At 71.6% G+C, this 19,316-nt stretch carries 22 protein-coding genes; 16 read left to right on the top strand and 6 right to left on the bottom strand.

Translation table 11 applies throughout. The features are described 5' to 3' along the window. The first annotated feature begins 117 nt into the window (after window positions 1–117). A complete protein-coding gene (locus ACZ45E_RS24230) occupies window positions 118–663 on the top strand; it encodes a heme-binding beta-barrel domain-containing protein (RefSeq protein WP_468223845.1) in 546 nt (181 codons plus the stop codon). A 158-nt stretch (window positions 664–821) separates the two neighbouring features. Then, window positions 822–1,505, top strand: coding sequence for a glycerophosphodiester phosphodiesterase (locus tag ACZ45E_RS24225; protein WP_468223842.1), 684 nt, complete (start codon window positions 822–824; stop codon window positions 1,503–1,505). Between the two features lie 3 nt (window positions 1,506–1,508). Here ACZ45E_RS24225 and ACZ45E_RS24220 read toward each other — a convergent pair whose 3' ends face one another. Continuing rightward, the gene (locus ACZ45E_RS24220; RefSeq protein ID WP_468223839.1) at window positions 1,509–2,060 is read right to left on the bottom strand and encodes a GNAT family N-acetyltransferase; all 552 of its coding nucleotides are present in this window, start codon (window positions 2,058–2,060) and stop codon (window positions 1,509–1,511) included. A gap of 79 nt (window positions 2,061–2,139) precedes the next feature. Here ACZ45E_RS24220 and ACZ45E_RS24215 point away from each other — a divergent pair, with 79 nt between their 5' ends. After that, window positions 2,140–2,532, top strand: a complete 393-nt coding sequence (locus tag ACZ45E_RS24215) for a VOC family protein (RefSeq protein ID WP_468223837.1) — start codon at window positions 2,140–2,142, stop codon at window positions 2,530–2,532. A 128-nt stretch (window positions 2,533–2,660) separates the two neighbouring features. After that, entirely contained in the window at window positions 2,661–4,073 is a 1,413-nt protein-coding gene (locus tag ACZ45E_RS24210; RefSeq protein ID WP_468223835.1) for an NAD(P)/FAD-dependent oxidoreductase, read from the top strand. A gap of 14 nt (window positions 4,074–4,087) precedes the next feature. On the opposite strand, the gene ACZ45E_RS24205 is transcribed toward ACZ45E_RS24210, so the two are convergent. Together ACZ45E_RS24205 and ACZ45E_RS24200 are read right to left on the bottom strand one after the other, a co-directional pair. Then, window positions 4,088–4,627: a MarR family winged helix-turn-helix transcriptional regulator gene (locus tag ACZ45E_RS24205; RefSeq protein ID WP_468223832.1), complete on the bottom strand. Its 540-nt coding sequence runs from the start codon at window positions 4,625–4,627 to the stop codon at window positions 4,088–4,090. Between the two features lie 40 nt (window positions 4,628–4,667). Then, on the bottom strand, window positions 4,668–6,383 hold the full coding sequence (locus ACZ45E_RS24200; RefSeq protein ID WP_468223830.1) for an FUSC family protein: 1,716 nt from the start codon (window positions 6,381–6,383) through the stop codon (window positions 4,668–4,670). Window positions 6,384–6,537: 154 nt separating this feature from the next. Here ACZ45E_RS24200 and ACZ45E_RS24195 point away from each other — a divergent pair, with 154 nt between their 5' ends. The 7 genes from ACZ45E_RS24195 to ACZ45E_RS24165 all read left to right on the top strand — a co-directional run bounded on the left by ACZ45E_RS24195 (window position 6,538) and on the right by ACZ45E_RS24165 (window position 10,575). Continuing rightward, on the top strand, window positions 6,538–7,098 hold the full coding sequence (locus ACZ45E_RS24195; protein WP_468223828.1) for a DUF5134 domain-containing protein: 561 nt from the start codon (window positions 6,538–6,540) through the stop codon (window positions 7,096–7,098). Window positions 7,099–7,216: 118 nt separating this feature from the next. Further along, window positions 7,217–8,152, top strand: a complete 936-nt coding sequence (locus ACZ45E_RS24190) for a M56 family metallopeptidase (RefSeq protein ID WP_468223827.1) — start codon at window positions 7,217–7,219, stop codon at window positions 8,150–8,152. A 34-nt stretch (window positions 8,153–8,186) separates the two neighbouring features. Continuing rightward, window positions 8,187–8,858: a phosphatase PAP2 family protein gene (locus tag ACZ45E_RS24185; protein WP_468223825.1), complete on the top strand. Its 672-nt coding sequence runs from the start codon at window positions 8,187–8,189 to the stop codon at window positions 8,856–8,858. A gap of 33 nt (window positions 8,859–8,891) precedes the next feature. After that, window positions 8,892–9,596, top strand: coding sequence for an HAD family hydrolase (locus ACZ45E_RS24180; protein WP_468223822.1), 705 nt, complete (start codon window positions 8,892–8,894; stop codon window positions 9,594–9,596). A 39-nt stretch (window positions 9,597–9,635) separates the two neighbouring features. After that, entirely contained in the window at window positions 9,636–9,785 is a 150-nt protein-coding gene (locus tag ACZ45E_RS24175; RefSeq protein ID WP_468223819.1) for a hypothetical protein, read from the top strand. Window positions 9,786–9,952: 167 nt separating this feature from the next. Next, window positions 9,953–10,315: a hypothetical protein gene (locus tag ACZ45E_RS24170; RefSeq protein ID WP_468223818.1), complete on the top strand. Its 363-nt coding sequence runs from the start codon at window positions 9,953–9,955 to the stop codon at window positions 10,313–10,315. A 74-nt stretch (window positions 10,316–10,389) separates the two neighbouring features. Continuing rightward, on the top strand, window positions 10,390–10,575 hold the full coding sequence (locus tag ACZ45E_RS24165; RefSeq protein WP_468223816.1) for a hypothetical protein: 186 nt from the start codon (window positions 10,390–10,392) through the stop codon (window positions 10,573–10,575). Window positions 10,576–10,629: 54 nt separating this feature from the next. On the opposite strand, the gene ACZ45E_RS24160 is transcribed toward ACZ45E_RS24165, so the two are convergent. Beyond that, window positions 10,630–11,823, bottom strand: a complete 1,194-nt coding sequence (locus ACZ45E_RS24160) for a pentapeptide repeat-containing protein (protein ID WP_468223813.1) — start codon at window positions 11,821–11,823, stop codon at window positions 10,630–10,632. Between the two features lie 322 nt (window positions 11,824–12,145). Here ACZ45E_RS24160 and ACZ45E_RS24155 point away from each other — a divergent pair, with 322 nt between their 5' ends. After that, a complete protein-coding gene (locus ACZ45E_RS24155) occupies window positions 12,146–12,664 on the top strand; it encodes a hypothetical protein (RefSeq protein WP_468223812.1) in 519 nt (172 codons plus the stop codon). Between the two features lie 382 nt (window positions 12,665–13,046). Continuing rightward, a complete protein-coding gene (locus tag ACZ45E_RS24150; protein ID WP_468223809.1) occupies window positions 13,047–13,781 on the top strand; it encodes a TetR/AcrR family transcriptional regulator in 735 nt (244 codons plus the stop codon). Here ACZ45E_RS24150 and ACZ45E_RS24145 read toward each other — a convergent pair. Beyond that, window positions 13,769–15,304, bottom strand: a complete 1,536-nt coding sequence (locus ACZ45E_RS24145; RefSeq protein WP_468223807.1) for an LVIVD repeat-containing protein — start codon at window positions 15,302–15,304, stop codon at window positions 13,769–13,771. The genes ACZ45E_RS24150 and ACZ45E_RS24145 overlap by 13 nt on opposite strands. Window positions 15,305–15,348: 44 nt before the next feature. Here ACZ45E_RS24145 and ACZ45E_RS24140 point away from each other — a divergent pair, with 44 nt between their 5' ends. The 3 genes from ACZ45E_RS24140 (at window position 15,349) to ACZ45E_RS24130 (ending at window position 18,994) form a co-directional block, all read left to right on the top strand. Next, the gene (locus tag ACZ45E_RS24140) at window positions 15,349–16,017 is read left to right on the top strand and encodes a DUF305 domain-containing protein (RefSeq protein ID WP_468223804.1); all 669 of its coding nucleotides are present in this window, start codon (window positions 15,349–15,351) and stop codon (window positions 16,015–16,017) included. Between the two features lie 121 nt (window positions 16,018–16,138). Next, the gene (locus ACZ45E_RS24135; protein ID WP_468223801.1) at window positions 16,139–17,488 is read left to right on the top strand and encodes a ferredoxin--NADP reductase domain-containing protein; all 1,350 of its coding nucleotides are present in this window, start codon (window positions 16,139–16,141) and stop codon (window positions 17,486–17,488) included. Between the two features lie 108 nt (window positions 17,489–17,596). Beyond that, window positions 17,597–18,994 (top strand): nucleobase:cation symporter-2 family protein, encoded by a 1,398-nt coding sequence (locus ACZ45E_RS24130; protein ID WP_468223798.1) that lies wholly within the window; start codon window positions 17,597–17,599, stop codon window positions 18,992–18,994. Here ACZ45E_RS24130 and ACZ45E_RS24125 read toward each other — a convergent pair. Continuing rightward, complete coding sequence (locus ACZ45E_RS24125) at window positions 18,902–19,288, bottom strand: ArsR/SmtB family transcription factor (RefSeq protein ID WP_468223795.1); 387 nt, start codon at window positions 19,286–19,288, stop codon at window positions 18,902–18,904. The genes ACZ45E_RS24130 and ACZ45E_RS24125 overlap by 93 nt on opposite strands. Window positions 19,289–19,316 lie beyond the last annotated feature (28 nt).

Here is a 19,316-nt window from a genome sequence, read left to right as displayed (position 1 = left end):
AGCCGCACGCCGGGGAACCGCCGGGCACGGCGGCCGGCCCGGCGGCCCGGGAGAGCGGGCCCGGTCGAGCCCCTAGGCTGTGCCCTCCACCCCGTCCCCTGTCCGAGGAGCCCGCTCGTGTCCGAGCCCGTACCGGAGTACCCCTACCGCGACAGCGACCTGCCGGACGGAGCGCCCGCGCCGCACGAGCTGCTCGCGCCCGTGCTCGGGCTGCTGGGGCGCTGGCACGGCCGCGGGCGAGGTGGGTACCCCACGATCGACGGGGAGTTCGCCTACGCGCAGGAGGTCACCTTCCAGCACGACGGGCGTCCCTTCCTGCGGTACGAGGCCCGGGCCTGGCTGCTCGGCGCCGATGACGCGCCGCTGCGCCCGGCGGCGCGGGAGAGCGGCTGGTGGCGGCTGCGGCCGGACGGCGGCGTGGAGGCGTTGATCACCCAGCCCACCGGTATCGCGGAGATCGCGGTCGGTCGCGCCGCCGACGGCACGATCGACCTCACGACCGACGGTGTGGCGCTCACGCCGACGGCGAAGAAGGTCGAGGCGACCCGCCGCCGCTACACCCTCACCGACGCCGACACCCTGGCGTTCGAGCACGATCTCGCCGCGGTCGGACAGCCGTTGCAGCACCACTTGTCGGCGCGCCTGCGACGCGCGACCGCGTAGCCGCGCGCGTCAACTCCCCGCGGGCCCACGCCCGCCGGGAGGGGCGCCTCGCGCCGGAGCGGCCCCATCGCCGGGCCGGGCCGTTAGTCTCGGGAGCCTGTCGCGTGCGAGCCCCGTGCGCCGGCAGCCGAGCCGCCGTCGACGGAAGCGAGACCACCTTGAACTTCCTCACCATCGGGCATCGCGGAGCCATGGGTGTCGAGCCCGAGAACACCCTGCGTTCCTTCGTCGCCGCCGAGCGGGCGGGCCTCGATCTCATCGAACTCGATCTGCATCTGAGCAAGGACGGCGCCCTGGTCGTCATGCACGACGCCGACGTGGACCGCACCACGGACGGCAAGGGCCCGATCGCCGAGAAGACGCTCGCCGAGCTGCGCACGCTGGACGCGGGCCGCGGCGAGCGGGTGCCGGTCTTCGAGGAGGTCCTGGACACGGTGAGCGCCCCGCTCCAGGCGGAGATCAAGGACACGGCGGCGGCCCGGGCGCTCGCCGAGGTGCTGCTGCGCCGCGATCTGGTGCACCGGGTCGAGGTGATCTCGTTCCACGACGAGGCTGTGGCGGAGATCGCCCGGCTCGTGCCGGGGGTACGCACCGCGCTCGTCGCCAGCCGCTACGGCACGGACGTCGTCGAGCGGGCCCTGGCCGTCGGCGCCACGACCCTCGTCCTCAACATCCGGCGGCTGACGCAGGAGATCGTGGAGCACGCCCGCAAGGCCGACCTGCGGATCATCGGCTGGGTCGTGAATACCCAGGACGACCTGAGGCTCGTACGGGCGCTCGGCCTGGACGGGGCGACCACCGACTACCCGGAGATCAAACGGACCGGCCGCTTCACCGCGTAGGGCTCACACCAGCGGCTTGACCAGCAGTTCGAACTCCAGGTCCGCCCGCTGCGGGACGCCGAAGCGCTCGTCGCCGTACGGGAAGGGGCTCATCTTTCCCGTACGGCGGTAGCCGCGGCGCTCGTACCAGGCGATGAGCTCCTCCCGCACGGAGATCACGGTCATGTGCATCTCACGCGCGCCCCACGTCTCGCGCGCGGTGCGCTCCGCCTCGGTGATGATCACCTTGCCGAGGCCCGCGCCCTGGAGGGCGGGGCTGACGGCGAACATCCCGAAGTAGGCGTGGTCGCCGCGGTGCTCCAGCTGGCAGCAGGCGACGATCGAACCGTCCAGCTCCACGGTCAGCAGACGGCTGTCGGCGGCCTTGATCACATCGAGCACGCCCTGTGGATCGGTCCGCTGGCCTTCCAGGATGTCCGCCTCCGTGGTCCAGCCGGCCCGGCTGTCGTCGCCGCGGTAGGCCGACTCGACGAGCGCCACGAGCGCGTCGACATCGGCCTCGGTGGCGTCGCGGAAGCTCAGGTCATCGGTGGCGGAGGGCGGGGCGGCGGTCATGGGCGGGTCTCCGATCTCGTACGGGTCCTGGCCTGTCGGCGCCGTCGAGGTTAACCCGGTCGCACTACTGTGCATCGTCATGGTTCACGTACTGAGCAGCAGGGTCCTGATCAGGCCCGGCGACCCCGAGCGGTCGCGGGCGTTCTACGGCGAGGCACTGGGGCTCGCCGTGTACCGCGAGTTCGGGACGGGGCCCGAGCGGGGCACCGTGTACTTCCTGGGCGGCGGGTTCCTGGAGGTGTCGGGGCGGGCCGAACCGCCGGTGGAACCGGGGTCGCGGCTGTGGCTCCAGGTGGCGGACGTGCACGCGGCGCACGCGGAGCTGTCGGCGCGGGGCGTGCCGGTGCTGCGCGAGCCGCTGACCGAGCCGTGGGGGCTGGTGGAGATGTGGATCGCCGATCCGGACGGCACCCGGATCTGTGTGGTGGAGGTCCCCGAGGACCATCCGATCCGTTCCCGGCCGGGTCTTTGACGTGCGCCGACGCCGGACGCGTCGCAGGATGGCGCTGAGTCAGGGGATTCGGCGGCGCCGATCCGGATACATGACCGGGAACGCTCCTCGCCTGTCCGCACACTGTCCAGCCCAGGAGAGATCCGACCATGACCGCTCCCCGTACCTCGACCGTGCCCCGGATTCTGATCATCGGCGGTGGGTTCGCCGGGATGGAGTGCGCCCACAAGTTGGAGAAGGAGCTGAAGCCCGGCGAAGCGGTGCTGAAGCTCATCAGCCCGATGGACCATCAGCTGTATCTGCCGCTGCTGCCCCATGTGGCGTCCGGCGTGCTCACGCCCCAGTCGGTCGCGGTGCCGCTGCGCCGGATGCTGCGGCGCACGGCCATCATTCCCGGCGGCGCCATCGGCGTGGACCCGAAGGCCAAGGCCGTCGTCGTCCGGAAGATCAACGGTGAGACCACCGTCGAGCACTACGACCATCTGGTGCTGACGCCGGGCAGCGTCACCCGCCAGTTCGACATCCCCGGTATCGACGAGCACGCGGTCGGCGTCAAGACGCTCGCCGAGGCGGCCTGGATCCGGGATCACGTGATCTCGCAGCTGGATCTCGCGGCGGCCAGTTCGGACCCGGCCGAGCGGGAGGCGCGGCTGCAGTTCGTGGTGGTGGGCGGTGGCTACGCCGGTACGGAGACGGCGGCCTACCTCCAGCGTCTGACGACCTCGGCGGTGAAGCGCTACCCCGGGCTCGACCCCAGCGTGATCAAGTGGCATCTGATCGACGTGGCGCCGAAGCTGATGCCGGAGCTGGGCCCGAGGCTCGGCGACAAGGCCATGGCGATCCTCCAGCAGCGGGGTCTGCACGTCTCGCTCGGGGTGTCCGTGGCCAAGGTCACCGAGTCCACGGTGACCTTCACCGACGGGCGCGAGCTGCCCTGCCACACCCTGATCTGGACGGCGGGCGTCGCACCGAGCCCGCTCGTCGCGACCCTGGAGGCGGAGACGAACCGGGGCCGCCTCGTGGTCACCCCGGAGCTGACCGTGCCGGGCCTCGACGGGGTCTTCGCGCTCGGCGACGCCGCGGCGGTGCCCGACCTCGTCAAGGGCGGTGACGCGATCTGCCCGCCGACGGCGCAGCACGCGATGCGGCAGGGCTGGGCGGCGGCGCGCAATGTGCTCGCGGCGCTCCGCGGGACACCGATGACGCCGTACCGCCACAAGGACCTCGGGCTCGTCGTCGACCTCGGTGGCATCCAGGCGGTGTCGAAGCCGATGGGGGTGCAGCTCACCGGGCTGCCCGCGCAGATCGTGGCCCGCGGCTACCACCTGGGCGCGCTGCGGACCCTGACGGCGCGCTTCCGTACGGCGGCGAACTGGGGGCTGAACGCGCTCGCGGGCGACGACTTCGTGCGCACCGGCTTCCAGCGGAACCGGCCCGCCACGCTCAAGGACTTCGAGATGACGGACGCGTATCTGTCGCCGGAGGAGATCCACGCGGTGATGGCGTCGGAGGCGGCCGGGCGTTCGATGGCACCGGAGAAGCCGAACCTCCCGATCACCTGACGTGTGCGGCCCCGCTAGGCGCGGGGGCCGCCGAGGCGGCCTTCCAGCTGGGAGAGCAGCTCGCCGAGGAGGGCGCTCAGCTCGGTGTCGCGGCCGCCGTCGAGGCCCGCGAGCACTGTCGCCTCGTACGAGAGCTGGCGCGGCAGGACCTCGTCGACGAGGGCGCGTCCCTCCTCGGTGAGGCTCAGGTGCGACACCCGCCGGTCCCGGGTGTCGCCGCGCCGCGCCACCAGGCCCCGCTCCTGCAACTGCTTGAGCCGCTTCGTGACGGCCGCGCCCGACGAGAACGTCTCCCGCGCCAGATCGCCGGGGGTGAGCTCCCGTCCGGTGCGGCGCAACGTGCCGAGCAGATCGAACTCGGGGCGGGTCAGTCCGGCGTACCGCAGGGGCGCGTCCTCGGCCTGCTGGAGCAGTGCGGCGCACCGGTTGATGCGGCCGATGATCTCCATCGGACCGGTGTCGACGTCGGGGCGGACCGCCTGCCACTGCCGGACGACCGAGGACATGGTGTCGGGCGGCCTCGCCGCCGCCGCCGTCTCGTGCTGCGTGCTCATGCTGCCTGACCGGACCTTCCTCGACCGATGCCGCTATCCGCTATCCGCGGACGCCGCTGGGGCCGCCCGCCGTGCCACCAGTCTCCTCGACGGCGGCGACCGGCGCTGTGGCCGGGCCTGGCGCCTGCCCGCGGACCGTCGCCGCGAGCGTACGGTGTCCGCTCCGCTCGGCCGCGAGCACCCGCTCCTCGGGCAGCGCCCGCTGCCACCACTCCCCCGCCGCGGTGTCGGCGGCTGCGCGCAGTTCGACCAGGGCCGCGGCGAGCGAGCGCCGGGCCGTCTCCAGGGCGGCGGCTCCCGGCGCGGCCGGGGCGAGGGTGCGCTCGGCGGCCTCCCGGGCGGCGTCGACCCGGGTGAGGGCCTTCTCGATGTGGTCACCGGCGCGCCGGTTCGTCACGACGACCGCGGCGGCGACGCCGAGGACCGCGCCCACCAGGGTGTCCACGATCCGGTCGGTGATCAGCTCACCGGGCTCCTGGAACCGGGCGAACTCGGTGACGAGCAGCGCCATCGGCGTCACGCACAGGCTGCCGAGCCAGTAGTTGCGGGTGATGAGCGCCTCGGCCCCGAAGCTGAAGGCCATGCAGCAGAGCACCAGCGCGGCGGGGCCGAGGTGCGCGAGGGGGACGACGGCGGCGAAGACGAGGACCCCGGCGAGGTTGCCGACGACGCGCTGGACGCCCCTGTTCCAGGTCAGGGTCACGTTGGCCTGGTAGAGCGAGGCGGCGGTGACCAGCGCCCAGTAGGGCCGTCCGACGCCGAGGGCGAGCGAGACGTACCCGGCGAGCGCGCAGCCGACGACGGTGCGCAGGGCGACCGGGAGCAGCGGCGAGCCGGGGCCGAGCCGCTGCCACAACGACGGCGTCCCGCTCGCGAGTTCGGCCTCGACGCCGAGCAGTTCGTCGTCGGTCCCGGCGATCCGGGCGGGCCGGGGCACGGCTCCGGCGCCGCGCAGTCCCACGGCCCAGGCGCGCAGTTGTGCGGCGTCCGCGTCGTCCGGCGCCGCGATGGCCACCTCCGCCCGCACGACGAGCCGTTCCAGGGCGCGTCGCGCCTCGGTCCGCGCGCCGGTGGCGAGCAGGGACTGCCAGGCGGCGTGTACGGCTGCCGCGGCGGCGGCGCCGCGGGCGGGCGCGTGCCCGGGCCGCTCGGCGTAGGCGGCGGCCGCGTTCAGGGCGCGTGCGGTGGCGCGCCGCTCCGGGCCGTGGGGGCGCACGAGGACGGGGGCCATGCCGACGAGCCAGGCGACGGCGCCGGCCCCGGCGGTGAGCGCGAGATGTCCCGGCACCTGGCCCATGGTCTGCGGCGCGAACAGGGACGCGGAGCTGATGAACGTGAAGATCAGGTGTCCGGGCGGGCCGATCCGGGTGGCGTCGCACAGCGTCTTCTGCGCGGCGGCGAGCAGCGCGCCGATGAGCACGAGGACGGCCGCGGTCGAGGTGAGCGAGGTGGCGACGAGGGCGACGGCGACGCTCGCGAACATGCCGAGCACGACCCAGGCCAGGGCCCGGGCCCGGGCGGCGTACGGCAGGTTGTGCCCGTACAGGGCGCAGAAACTGCCGGCCATCGTGTACATCACCAGGTCGAGCCGGCCGAGGGCGAGCAGCGTCAGGTTCGGGATCGCGGCGGAGACGACGACGCTCGTGGCCGGTTTGAACCAGATGTCCGACGGCTTGTTCGGGCGCAGCACTCCCGCCAGGGGGAGGCGCCGGACGGTGGTGCTCGGGGACGGAGGGGCGGGAGGTGTACTGCTCATACCTAAAACCTTAGCAGGTGTTTTACTCGTAAAAGAATCACTTCCCCGGGGCGCCCCCGCGCGGCCGCGCGACTGCCAGTGCTCCCCTGCGCCGCCTTACGCCCCCGCATGCCGGGGCATCTCCACGAGAGCCGCAGGAATAGGGGGAACCGGGGTGCACGGACCGCAGTCGGCCGCCTGGCTGCTCGTCGCGCTGTGCGCGGCGACCGGCGCGTACTGCCTGCTGCGCATGCGCAGCACGGTGGAGGAACAACGCCGCACGGCGGGCGGCGAGGCGCTCATGGGGTTCGGGATGGCCGCGATGGCGGTGCCGGCCGCCGTCCTCACGCCGCCCCCCTGGGCCTGGCTGCTCTACGCGGCGGTCTTCGGTTCCGCCGCGCTGCGCGCCCTGTGGGCGGCCCGGCGCGGGGCGCACCATCTGCACCACCTGGTGGGCACGTTCGCCATGGCGTACATGGCGGTGGAGATGGCGGCGCGTCCGGCAGCCCACGCCCACCACGGCGGGGCGGGCACCCCGGCCCTCACCGGAGCGCTGCTCGCCTATTTCGGGGGGTACGTCCTGTGGTCCGGGGCGCGGCTCGTGCCCAGCGCGTCCACCGCGGCCGCGACCGGCGGCGGTCCCGTGCTCGCCGGCTGGGGCGACCGCCCGGAGCTGGCGCGGGCCTGCCGGCTCTCGATGGGGATCGGCACGCTGGCCATGCTGCTGACCATGTAGAGCGGGCGTCGCGGGCCCGGCCGCGACGATCGTCCCGGCCCGAACGAAACCGTGTCGTAGGTCACTTGGGGCGCCAGGTCATATCCCCGGCGCGGGCCGTCCTCATAGGCTGACGGCCATGACGGTCCCCGTGGCGCTGTTGCTGCTCGGCACCCTTCTCGCTGTCGTCGCCCCGCGCTTGCTCGCCCGCGCCGACTGGCCCGAGCGGGAGCCGATCGTCGCGCTGTGGGTGTGGCAGTGCGTGGTGGTGGGCATGCTGCTCTGCTGCGCCCTGTCGATGGCCTTGAGCGCCGCCTCGGCGTGGCAGGCGGTGCGCGGCCATCTGTTCGCGCCCGCTCCGCACGCGGTCGTGGACGCCTATGCGCTGCGCACCACCGGTCCGTGGGCGGCCACCGTCGCCGTGGCGCTCGCGCTCGGCGGGGTCTGGACGGCCGCCATGCTGGTGCGGGAGGTGCGCGGGGCGCGGGCCCGGCGCAGCCGACGGCGGACCGAACTCCTGGTCCGCGCCCCCCTGTTGCCCGGCGAGGAGCCCGGCCCCGACCGTCTCGTGGTGCTGGAGGGTGAGCGGCCCGACGCGTGGTGGCTGCCCGGGGCGACACCCCAACTGGTCATCACCACCGCCGCGTTGCGCCGCCTCAAGGGGCACCAGCTCGATGCGGTGCTCGCGCACGAGAGGGGGCACGCGCGCTGGCGGCACGACTGGCTGCTGCACTGTTCGGGGGCGCTCGCCGTCGGGTTCCCGCAGGTCAGGGTGTTCGCGGCGTTCCGGGACGAGATGCACCGGCTGGTCGAACTGGCCGCCGACGACGTGGCCTCGCGCCGGTTCGGCCGGCTCACCATCGCGCTGGCCCTGGTCGAACTCAACGAGGACCGCGGGGTGTTCGGGCCGTGCCCGACGCCGCACACGCACGTCCCGCAGCGGGTGCACCGGCTCCTCACGGCGCCGTCGCGGCTGACGCCCGCCCGTCGGCTGCGGCTGACCGCGGCGGCCGCGCTGGTCCCCCTGGCCCCGCTGCTCGTGACGTTCGTACCGGGACTGCGCGCGTTGGGATAGTGTGCGCGGCCCGTTTCGGGTGAGGATCTTCCCCATGTACCCGGCGCGACCCGACTCCCCGCCCCGGCCGCGCGCCCCGCTCGCGGCGGCGCTCGCGGCGGCCTGTGTCCTGCTGCTGATCCTCGTGGCGGTCCGCTGGGCGCCGCTGAGAGACCTGGACGCCCGCATCGTGCGGGCCCTGCACAGAGAAGCGGTCGCCGAGCCCGGCTTCACCCACGTCAACCGCGTCCTGTCGGACTGGGTGTGGGACCCGTGGGCGATGCGCGCCCTGTGCGCGGTGATCGTGGCGTTCGTCGTGTGGCGGCTCCGGGACCGGGTGCTCGGGGTGTGGCTGCTGGTGACCTGCGCGCTGGGCACGCTCGTCCAGCAGCTCCTCAAGGCGGCCGTCGACCGGCCCCGGCCGGTGTGGTCCGACCCGGTGGACTCGGCGCACTACGCGGCGTTCCCCTCGGGCCACGCGATGACGGCGACGGTCGTGTGCGGGCTCGCCCTGTGGCTGCTGCGCCGGTACGGGGCCGGGCCCGTCCTGTGGGGCGCGGCCCTGGCCGTCTCGGTGGTGTCGGTGCTCGGCGTGGGCCTGACCCGGTTGTGGCTCGGGGTGCACTGGCCGTCGGACGTGCTGGGCGGCTGGCTGCTGGGGGCGCTGACGGTGGCCCTGTCGACAGCGGCGTACGGGAGATGGCGGGGGCCCGACAGGCGCCCTTGACCGGCGACTTCACCGGCCCGCAGGATCGGACGCATGACGATCAAAGCGGTGCTCTTCGACTTCTCGGGGACGCTCTTTCGTATCGAGTCCACCGCGTCATGGCTGCGCGCGGTGCTCGACGAGTCCCGGCTGTCGCTGCCCGAGGCGGAGTTCACGCGCGCGGTACGGGCCCTGGACGAGGCCGGTGCGCTGCCCGGAGGCACGACGACGCCCGTCTCCGTCCCCGCGCACCTGACGGAGCTGATCGCCGTCCGCGACGTGGACGCCACCCGGCACCGGGCCGCGTACACGGGCCTGGCCCGCGAGGTCCCGCTCCCCGACGAGCGGCTCTACGACGCCCTGTACGACCGTCACATGCGGCCCGCGGCATGGCGCCCGTACCCGGACGCCCGCGACGTGCTGTCGGCGCTGCGCGAGCGGGGCGTCCCGGTGGCCGTCGTCAGCAACATCGGCTGGGACCCGCGCCCGATCTTCGTCGCGCACGGGCTCGACGCCTATGTCGACGCGTACGTCCTGTCGTACCGGCACGGCGTCACGAAACCGGACGCGCGTCTGTTCGCGGCGGCGTGCGAGGCGCTCGGCGTGGACCCGCGCCACACCCTGATGGTCGGCGACGACCGGCGGGCGGACGCCGGCGCGGCGGCGCTGGGCTGCGCGGTGCACTTCGTGGACCACCTCCCGGCGGACCAGCGTCCGGACGCTCTGCGCCCCGTGCTCGAACTGCTCGGGCCGCCGTGATCCAGCGGCCGGATCGGACGATTCCCCGCGGGCCGGTTGATGATCCGCAAGGACGGACACGGCAGGCCGGCGATGCCGACGGGCCGTTCCGCCGTCGAGCGGGACACGGTGGCCCGGATGATCCTCCCGGAGGCGTTCGGCCGGCCGCGGTCGGCGTTGCCGGAGTGGCTGGAGGTCCCGCGGGGCTGATCGCGGCGGGGGCGGGGTCTGTGGGCCTCGCTCCCGCTTCCGTGTGGCGAGGTGGTGTCTTCGCCTGTTCCGGCCAAGCGATCTCCTGAGGCGGCGAGACTGTGCCGCTCGGGTTCGTGGTGGCCTGTTGCACCTCTCGTTGCCTGTTCTTGCTTGGAGGTTCTCTCATGTCTGACCAGTACAGCAGCCCGGAGTCCATGGAGCCGCTGGTTCCCCGTCCGCCTGTGACGGTCGAGGCGCTTCGGGCGGCGGTGGAACGTCTGGATCTGGAGCAGACGGCGGTGTTCGACGAGGAGTTGGCTGCGTTCGAGGCGGAGTCTGTGGCCTCGGGTAGCGACGCGCCCACGTCGACGTTCCTGCGTAAGTGGGCGGTGTGGGTGGAGCGCACCCGGGTGCCCGCGACGGCGGCCCGGATCCGGGAGCTGGAGTCTGCGATGGGTGCGGCGAAGTCGGACGAGGAGGCGCGGGCAGTGGCGGTGGAGATGAGCGAGCTGCTGTACAAGGTCACGGCTGATCTGGCCTTGCCGTGAGCGGCTGAGGATTCGAGTACGACGGGCATGCCCGGTCGTCGTGGTCGGGCCTCACTACCGAACAGCGGCTGCATGTGGACGGGATCGCGGCACGCTTGGTTGCTGCGGCCGAGGTCAAGTACTCGGATGATCCGAAGTACGGCGATCCCGGCGTGAGTGGCTTGTTGCAGGTGGCGGAGACACCGTGGGTGGTGTCGTATCAGTTGCACCGTCCTCGGCGCCGCGTGTACATCGTGCAGATCGTCGGGCCGTCCAGCTGATGCACGTCAGTGCCCCATTGGCCCGGCGGAGGGCATCATCGCGCGTTAGCGGAGTCAGTTCGACTGAGTCTCTGTCTCCTCGGTCGTGGTGCCGGTTTCGTTCATCGCTCTGGCGACCTCCTCGTCATAGGTCTTCAGCCAGCTGGCGATGCCCGCGGGGAAGTTGGTGGTGGTGTCGTATCGGCTGCCGAGGACTTGGTCGTGGGCCAGCCCTCGCGTGTTGGCTAGCCATGCATGGTGGAGTTTGACGTCTTCCATGGTTGCTGAGGCGATCGTCGCTTTTGGGAGTACGGCCCATGCCAGGTTGGCGCCTGTCAGGTCGGCGTTTGTAAAATCTGCACGGTTGAGCGTGGTCTGAAAGAGGTCTGTTTCGTTGAGCACGGCGTCGCGAAATGAGGCGCGGACGAACGAGGACCCTCCGAATCTTGCCCCGGACAGGTCGGCTCCGTCGAAATCAATGAGGTCGAAACAAAGGCCGTGCAGGCGGTAGCCCCGTAGATCGGTTTGGGACAGGTTGAGTCGTCGGTAGTTGCCGAGCGGGTTTCTACCGAGCACGGTGAGCGCGGCATGGACGTCGAGTCGGCTGTCGGGGAAACCGACAGTGCCTTTTGCGGCGCGCAGGCGCACGAAGGCGGCGAGTACTTCGGCGATGGGCCATCGGTCGCGTTGGCTGTCGACCATGATGCGTCCGAGGCTGTAGAGGCCGCCAAGGCGTTGAGTGACGCTGTCCGAACCGAGAAGCTTGATGGCTTCGACGTAACGACCGGTGACTTGACCTTCCTGTGTCTCGCGGAGTGTCGTCTCGAACTGCTTCTGATTCTCGGCGAACTGCTTCTGGGCGTGCTCGAACTGGTCCCGCTCAAGGCGGTGTTTCTCCCGCGTGTAGTACAGGCCGGCTGCGGCGATGACGCCTGCGGTGAGGGCGACGAGGCCGGTACGGAAGCCAGTGATGACGACGCCGTCGGCCGAGTCGAGTTGCGTCGTGCGGATGTGGAGACCGTCGAACCACCAGGGTCCTTGCCAGAAGAGGAGGACGAAGACAGTGGCGCCAGCAATGCCGCCGACTGCTGTACGTATGGCCTGCCGGTTGGCCCGCTTGGTGCGTTCCTCGTCGGTCACTGGCGCGAGCTTGGCGCGCGCCCGATGCGTAAGCCAAAGGACCGCGGCGAGGGCGATGGCTGCGGCGATGAGTCCGGAGACAGGCAAGTACCGTGTCGTGGACTCGGCGGCGAGCGGCGCGGGGTTCATGCCCGGCATGATGTCCATCCACGGGCTGCGACACACCGGCAATGGCTCGGCTCAGAGCATGAGTTGAGGATGAGCGTCTCTGCCGCGATCGCAGATGCTGTGGTTACGCATGAGGGCGCGCTGTTGGCCCGTGGTGCGGTGCCGGGGGCTCCGCTGTGACAGTTTTGGTGGGGAAGGCCGACAAGGGCGAGGAGCCACTTGAGGCCACAAACTCGTGATCGTCCCACGATCGCCTGTCAGTCGATCTCGGGGCCCGGCGTCGCTGAGAGATCTTGTCTGCGGTACAACGGCTGGCAGGTGCACGAAGAGAACGGGGGTTCACATGGGGTTGCCGCCTGACCTGAAGGTCGTCTCGGAGAACATGATCCAGGCATCTATAGGGCTGGCAGACCCGAACGCCCGGCGCACCACCTTCAGCTTCGCGCCGCCCGTGGACGACGCAGGGGCCTGGAACCTTGAACTGGACGATTTCGCCGATCGCCTGATGCAGGGCTTCCCCGGGACCGAGACGGAACCCGTGGGTGGACTTGGCCCGCAGCAGGCCGACACTCTCTCCTTCGACCTGCCGCTCGGCGACGGTGCACGCATGGAGGGGCTGGTCACCCCCCCTCATCCGAGAGTGGGCAGCATCCTGGCTCTGGACGCCGCCGCGGACGAAGCTGCGGTCCTGGCGCGATGGCTGCGTGACAACTACGCCTCGGCGCCCGATCTTGTGAGCTTCACCAGCGAGCTCGCTCTCGAGATCGGGCTGACCACGTACTCGCGGATCCCTGCGGTAGGCGACGTTCAAGAGATTGCCGAGGTGCTGCAGGCACACATCGATGAGATGGACGCCTGGTAGATCCCAGTAACCGCGACAGCCCGTGACCCTTCACTTGTCGGGACGATCTCGACGATGAGGGGGAGGGTCTCGGCCCGCGGGCCGAGACCCTCCCCCTCCCAGATATCTCCCAGGCCCGCACCGCAAGGCCGGTCGCGATACCTGCAGGTCACCGAGGAAGTCAGGGCGGCGGAGCGGCGTACGCCCCCTCTCGCCAGCAGCCGGATCGGCCCCCGGGCAGCGCCGACACCGTCCGGAGGCCGACCCCTTGAGGCGGCCGTATCGGACGATCCCCCGCGTCGCCCGATACGGCCGGCCCACCCGCGCGCACCGCACCGGAAGGCCGGTGGCCGGGCCGCGTTGAGTATAGTTGGCTGGAAGCCAGTCAACGCAGGAGTCAAGGATGTCCCCCCGCAGCGCATCGGTCAATGAGGAGTTGCGCAGGCGTTCCCGCGAACGGCTCCTTCAGGCGACGCTCGAACTCGTCGGGGAGCGCGGGTACGACGCGACGACTCTTGGCGCCATCGCGGACCGGGCCGGCTCGGCACGGGGGCTGGTCTCGTACTACTTCCCCGGCAAGCGCCAGCTGTTGCAGTCCGCCGTGCACCGGCTGATGCACCGGACCCTCGAAGAGGCCCTGGAGTGCGAGCCGCGGACGCAGGACGGGGACGAGCGTCTCGCCCGGGCCGTCGACGCGATCCTGGGTCTCGCCCGCGACCAGCCGCTCCTCATGCGCACGCACATGGCGGGGATCCTCCAGGCCGAGGGGTTCGTGCAATGCCCCGAGCAGCAGCGGCTCGCCGCGCTGCTGCGCGACACAGTGCTGCGCCACGGCACGCTCGACGTCGACCGGGACTACCCGCTGCTGCGCGCCGTGCTGATGGGCGCGGTCTTCGCGATGCTCGTGCCGGGTGCGCCGATGCCGCTGGTGACGCTGCGCGCCGAGCTGTTCCGCCGCTACGGCCTGGAATGGGAGCGGGGCTTCCCGCCGGGTGACAGTGAGGACGCGTCACCGGGCGAGAGCCCCGCACATGACCGGCCGGCCGATTTCTCACGCTACTTCGAGCGGACGCGACCGGAGCGGCCGGATCAGCCCGAGCAGCCGGGTCAGTCAGGTCAGTCAGGTCAGTCGAAGTAGTCCGGCTGCGTCTGGACGTTCAGCTCGCCCACGTGGACCCGCTTGGCCGGATCCGTGCGCTTGTCGCTGAGCTTCAGGACGTCGAAGCCCTTCTGGATGTCGTTGGAGTAGATGTAGCCGTTGTAGTAGTACGCCGACCAGGAGCCGCCGACGACCAGCGCGTCGGTGGACACCGGGCCGCGTTCGAAGTAGCCGATCTCCTTGGGCGCGGCCGAGTTCGTGAAGTCCCAGACCGAGACGCCGCCCTGGTACCACGCCTGGACCATGAGGTCCTTGCCCTTGACGGGGATCAGCGAGCCGTTGTGCGCGACACAGTTCTCGGTGTCGGCCTGGTGGCGGGGGATCTTGAAGTAGCTGCGGAAGACGAGCTTGCGCTTGTCGCCCTTGCCGACGATGTCGTAGATGCCGTCCGCGCCGCGGTCGGGACCGATCTCGGCGTTGCAGGTGGCCGCGCCGCCGCCGCCGAGCTCGTCGGTGAAGACGACCTTGTTCGCCTTCTGGTTGAAGGTCGCCGAGTGCCAGAACGCGAAGTTCACGTTGTCCTGCACCTGGTCGATGATCTTCGGGTTCTCCGGGTCCTTGATGGAGAAGAGGATGCCGTCACCCATGCAGGCACCGGCGGCCAGGTCCTTGGAGGGCAGCACCGTGATGTCGTGGCAGCCCGTGGTCTTGGAGACGCCGGGGTTGGTGGGAGCGCCCGGGTTGCCGCCGCCGTCCGCGCCCGTACCGGGGAACAGGACGGGGAAGTTGACGACGGCCGCCTTCTGCGGGGCCTTGCGCGGCACCTTGATGACCGAGATGCCGTCGTGCGGCGGCCGGCAGTCGGGGAACGTCGCGCTCGGCGAGTACGAGGAGACGTAGACGTAGACGTTCTTCTTCTCCGGCACCAGCGTGTGGGTGTGCGAGCCGCACGCGGTCTCGACGGCGGCGACGTACTTCGGGTTCCGCTTGTCGCTGATGTCGAAGACCTTCATCCCCTCCCACGACGACTTCTCGGTCGCGGGCTGGGTGGTGGAGGCACAGGAGTTGTCGCTGCGGGAGCTGTCCGTGGACAGGAACAGCAGGTTCCCGGAGACCGAGATGTCGTTCTGCGAGCCCGGGCACAGGACCTGCGAGACGGTCCTGGGCGCCTTCGGGTTGCTGATGTCGTAGATGCGGAAACCGTCGTAGTTCCCGGCGAAGGCGTACCTGCCCTGGAACGCGAGGTCCGTGTTGAAGCCAGGGAGCGCGTCCTTGGGGATGTTGGTGAGGTGCTCGATGTTGCCGGAGTGGACGATCTCGTCCTGGCCGGGTATCTCACCGGCGGCGATGGCCGCCCGGGCCTCGGTCTCGGCGCTCTGCGACACGCTCTTGGGCGCCGCGGATCCGTCGCCCGGGTCGGGCGTGGCCGACACCGGTCCTGCGGCCAGGAGTGCGGCGAGGAGGCCGGCGGCGGCCGCCCCGACTCCCAGGCGTCTGCGGCGCGTTCGGGTGGAGTCCTGCAACAGGGTCACTGCTGTCTCCCTGACTGACGATGACGTCATTGATACGTGAACGGTTCACGGATCCCCCGAGTATCGTCTTCATCATGCACAGATCAACAGGTGGCAACGAACTCGTCATCAAAGTTGCTGTTCCCGCGCTGCTCGCGGCACTCGCGCTGGGGTTGACCGGGTGCGACTCGGGAGGGCCGGAACACACCGACTCGGCCGCGTCCGGCGGCCCTTCGGTGATCGCGCCGGGCAGGCCCGGGGAGGCCGCGGAGACCCTCTCGGCGCAGGACGCGCAGCGGCGCGGCGCGGACGACGGGCCCAATTCGGCCGACGTGCGCTACACGCACCTGATGATCCAGCATCACCAACAAGCGCTGGAGATGACCGAACTCGCCCCGGAACAAGCGGAGTCGGGGCAGCTCAAGCGCCTCGCCGAGCGGATCGCCGCCGCCCAGGGACCCGAGATCGACTCGATGCGCGGCTGGCTGAAGCAGCACGGGCGCGACGAGACCCCGGCCGGGCACGAGGGGCACGAGTCGATGCCGGGGATGGCGACGGCGGCGCAGCTGAAGACATTGCGGGCCGCGCGGGGCAAGGACTTCGACGCGTTGTTCCTGAAGCTGATGATCACCCACCACCAGGGGGCCGTGACGATGGCCACGGAGGTGAAGAGCGAGGGGAACGACGTGCAGGTGGAGGAGATGGCGGACGACGTGATCGCCCAGCAGACGACCGAGATCAGCCGGATGCGCGACATGCTCTGAGCGCGCCCGGCCCGGGCCGCGTGGGGGCACCCGGCGCCTCTCGTACCGGTCGGGGCCTCCCCGGTGACGTCCGTCGGTGTCATGCTGAGGAACAGCAGCGCACTCGCGGAAGGAGCCGCTTGTGCCGCACATCGCCGTCGTCGGATCGGGGCCCAGCGGGGTCTACACCGCCCAGAGTCTTGTGCAGCCGGGCGGGCTCGCGGGCGTCCGCGTCGACGTGCTCGACCGGTTGCCGTGCCCGTACGGCCTGGTGCGGTACGGGGTCGCGCCCGACCACGAGAAGATCAAGTCGTTGCAGGGCACGCTGCGGACGGTGCTGCAGGACGAGCGGGTCCGCTTCCTCGGCGGCGTCGAGGTCGGCCCCGCGCTGCCGCCCGCGTCGCTTCTCGAGCTGTACGACGCGGTCGTCTACTGCGTGGGCGCCGCGGCCGACCGGCGGCTCGACGTGCCGGGCGAGGACCTGCCCGGGAGCTGGTCGGCGACCGACTTCGTGGCCTGGTACAGCGCGCATCCGGACGCCCGCGACGACGGTTTCGTCCGGGGTGTGCGCTCGGCCGTCGCGATCGGCGTCGGGAACGTGGCGGTCGATGTGGTGCGCATGCTGGCCCGCGGCGCGGCCGAGCTGCTGCCCACCGACATGCCGCACGCGGCGCTCGGGGTGCTGGCCGCGAGTGAGGTGCGGGACGTGTACATGGTGGGGCGGCGCGGCCCGTCGCAGGCCCGCTTCACCACCAAGGAACTGCGCGAACTCGGCGCCCTGCCGGACACCGGGATCGTCGTGGAGGACGCCGAGCTGGCCCTGGACCCCGGTTACCGCGAGCCCGCCGCGCTGCCCGCCGCCGCCCGCCGGAACGTGGAGGTGCTGCGCGGCTGGGCGGGCCGCCCGGCCCTGGGCGCCGCCCGCCGGATCCATCTGCGGTTCTTCCTGCGGCCCGTCGAGATCGTCGGGGCGCGCGGCCGGGTCGCGGGGGTGCGTTTCGAGCGGACCCGGCCGGACGGGCTCGGGGGCGTGTGCGGGACGGGCACGTACGAGGAGATCGGGGCGGAGCTGGTGCTCCGCTCCGTGGGCTACCGCGGGGTGCCCGTTCAGGGGCTGCCGTTCGACCCGGTGCTCGGGACGGTGCCGCACGCGGCGGGGCGGGTGCTGCGCGGGGGCGTCGTCTCGCCCGGCGAGTACGTCGCGGGATGGATCAAGCGCGGCCCCACCGGGGTCATCGGCACGAACCGGCCGTGCGCCAAGGAGACGGTGGCGTCCCTGGTCGCCGACGCTCCCGCGCTCATGGGCGCGGAACCGGCGCGGGATCCGCTGGACGGGTTGCTCGCCGCCGGGGTGCGGCCCGTGGAATGGGACGGCTGGCGGGCGATCGAGCGGGCCGAGGCCGCGCTGGGGCGCTCGCTGGGCCGCGGATCCGTCAAGATCCATGACTGGCCGGGGCTGTTGAGCGCGGCGCGGGACGACCGGAGCGCCTGACACCTCCCGGCAACACCGGCGAAATCAACAAACCGTTTAAGCCGAATACGGTCTCGTGCTGCCGCCTCCCCACTCCGTCCTCGTGGCGTCCCCGGTCTTGGAGCACGTATGACACACCCGGTCGATCAGGCCCCGCCCACCCGTCAGCTGCTGGCGTTCGGGCTCCAGCACGTCCTCGCGATGTACGCCGGCGCGGTCGCCGTGCCGCTGATCGTGGGCGGTGCGATGAAGCTGCCGCCCGCCGATCTCGCCTATCTGATCACCGCCGATCTGCTGGTGTGCGGGATCGCGACGCTGATCCAGTGCGTGGGCGTGTGGCGGTTCGGTATCCGGCTGCCGATCGTGCAGGGCTGCACGTTCGCGGCCGTCTCGCCGATGGTGCTCATCGGCACCACGGGCGGCGGGCTGCCCGCGATCTACGGGGCGGTGATCGTCGCGGGGCTCGCGATGATGGTGCTCGCCCCGGTCTTCGGGCGGTTGCTGCGCTTCTTCCCGCCCCTGGTGACCGGCACCGTCATCCTGATCATCGGGGTGTCGCTGCTGCCGGTGGCGGGCAACTGGGTCGCGGGCGGCGCTGGCGCGAAGGACTTCGGGGAGCCGCGCAACATCGGCCTCGCCGCGCTCGTCCTGCTGGTGGTGCTGGCCGTGCAGCGGTTCGCGCCGCCCTTCCTGAGCCGGATCGCGGTGCTCGTCGGCATCGTCGTCGGCATGCTGGTGGCGATACCGGCCGGCTTCACCGACTTCGGCGGGGTCGGCGACGCGGAGTGGGTGGGCGTCAGCACACCGTTCCACTTCGGCGCACCGGAGTTCCATGGCGCGGCGATCGTCTCGATGCTGGTCGTCGCGCTGGTCTCCATGACGGAGACGACCGGTGACTTCATCGCGGTCGGCGAGATCACGGACCGGCCGGTGACGCCGCGCGCGCTCGGCGACGGGCTGCGCGCCGACGGCTTCTCGACGCTGCTGGGCGGCGTCTTCAACACCTTTCCCTACACGGCCTTCGCACAGAACGTCGGCCTGGTCGGCATGAGCCGGGTGCGCAGCCGCTGGGTCGTCGCCGCGGCCGGCGGCATGCTGGTCCTGCTCGGTCTGGTGCCCAAGCTCGGCGCGGTCGTCGCGGCCATCCCGGCGCCGGTGCTCGGCGGCGCCGGCCTGGTGATGTTCGGGACGATCGCGGCGAGCGGCCTCAGGACCCTCGCCCAGGTCGACTTCCGGGACAACCACAACCTGACCGTGGTGGCCGTGTCGGTCGCGGTCGGCGTGCTCCCGGTGGGTGTGCCGGAGGTGTACGCGCACTTCCCCGACTGGTTCCGGACGGTCATGGACAGCGGGATCAGCGCGGGGTGCGCCACCGCGATCGCGCTGAACCTTCTCTTCAACCACCTTCCCGGCAAGAAGGCGGACACGCCCGTCTCAGTCGCCGCTCCCGCCGCCACCGAGCCGGTCGGACTGCCGGGCGGCCGCGTCGAGCACGCTGTCGAGCAGCCCGGGAAACAGGGCGTCTAGATCGGCCCTGCGCAGCCCGTTCAGCTTCGTCGTCCCGCGGTAGACCTGCTCGATCACGCCGCTCTCGCGCAGCACCCGGAAGTGGTGCGTGGAGGTGGACTTGGTGACGGGCAGGTCGAAGTGCGAACAGGAGAGGCCCGGGGAGTCGGAGCCCTGGGCCCTCGCCATCTCGCGGACCACGGCCAGCCGCATCGGGTCGGACAACGCGTGCAGCACCGCTTCGAGGCGGATCTCCGCACGATCGGGGTGGGCGAGGGTGCGGCCGGCTGTGGTGGGCGCTGCGGCGGTCGTCATGGCGGTCATTGTACGAGAATTCTCGTAG

The sequence above is a fragment of the Streptomyces sp. NPDC030991 genome, assembly GCF_055571235.1.
Note: the sequence above shows the minus strand (reverse complement) of the source record. Positions and strands in the feature narration are given on the sequence as shown.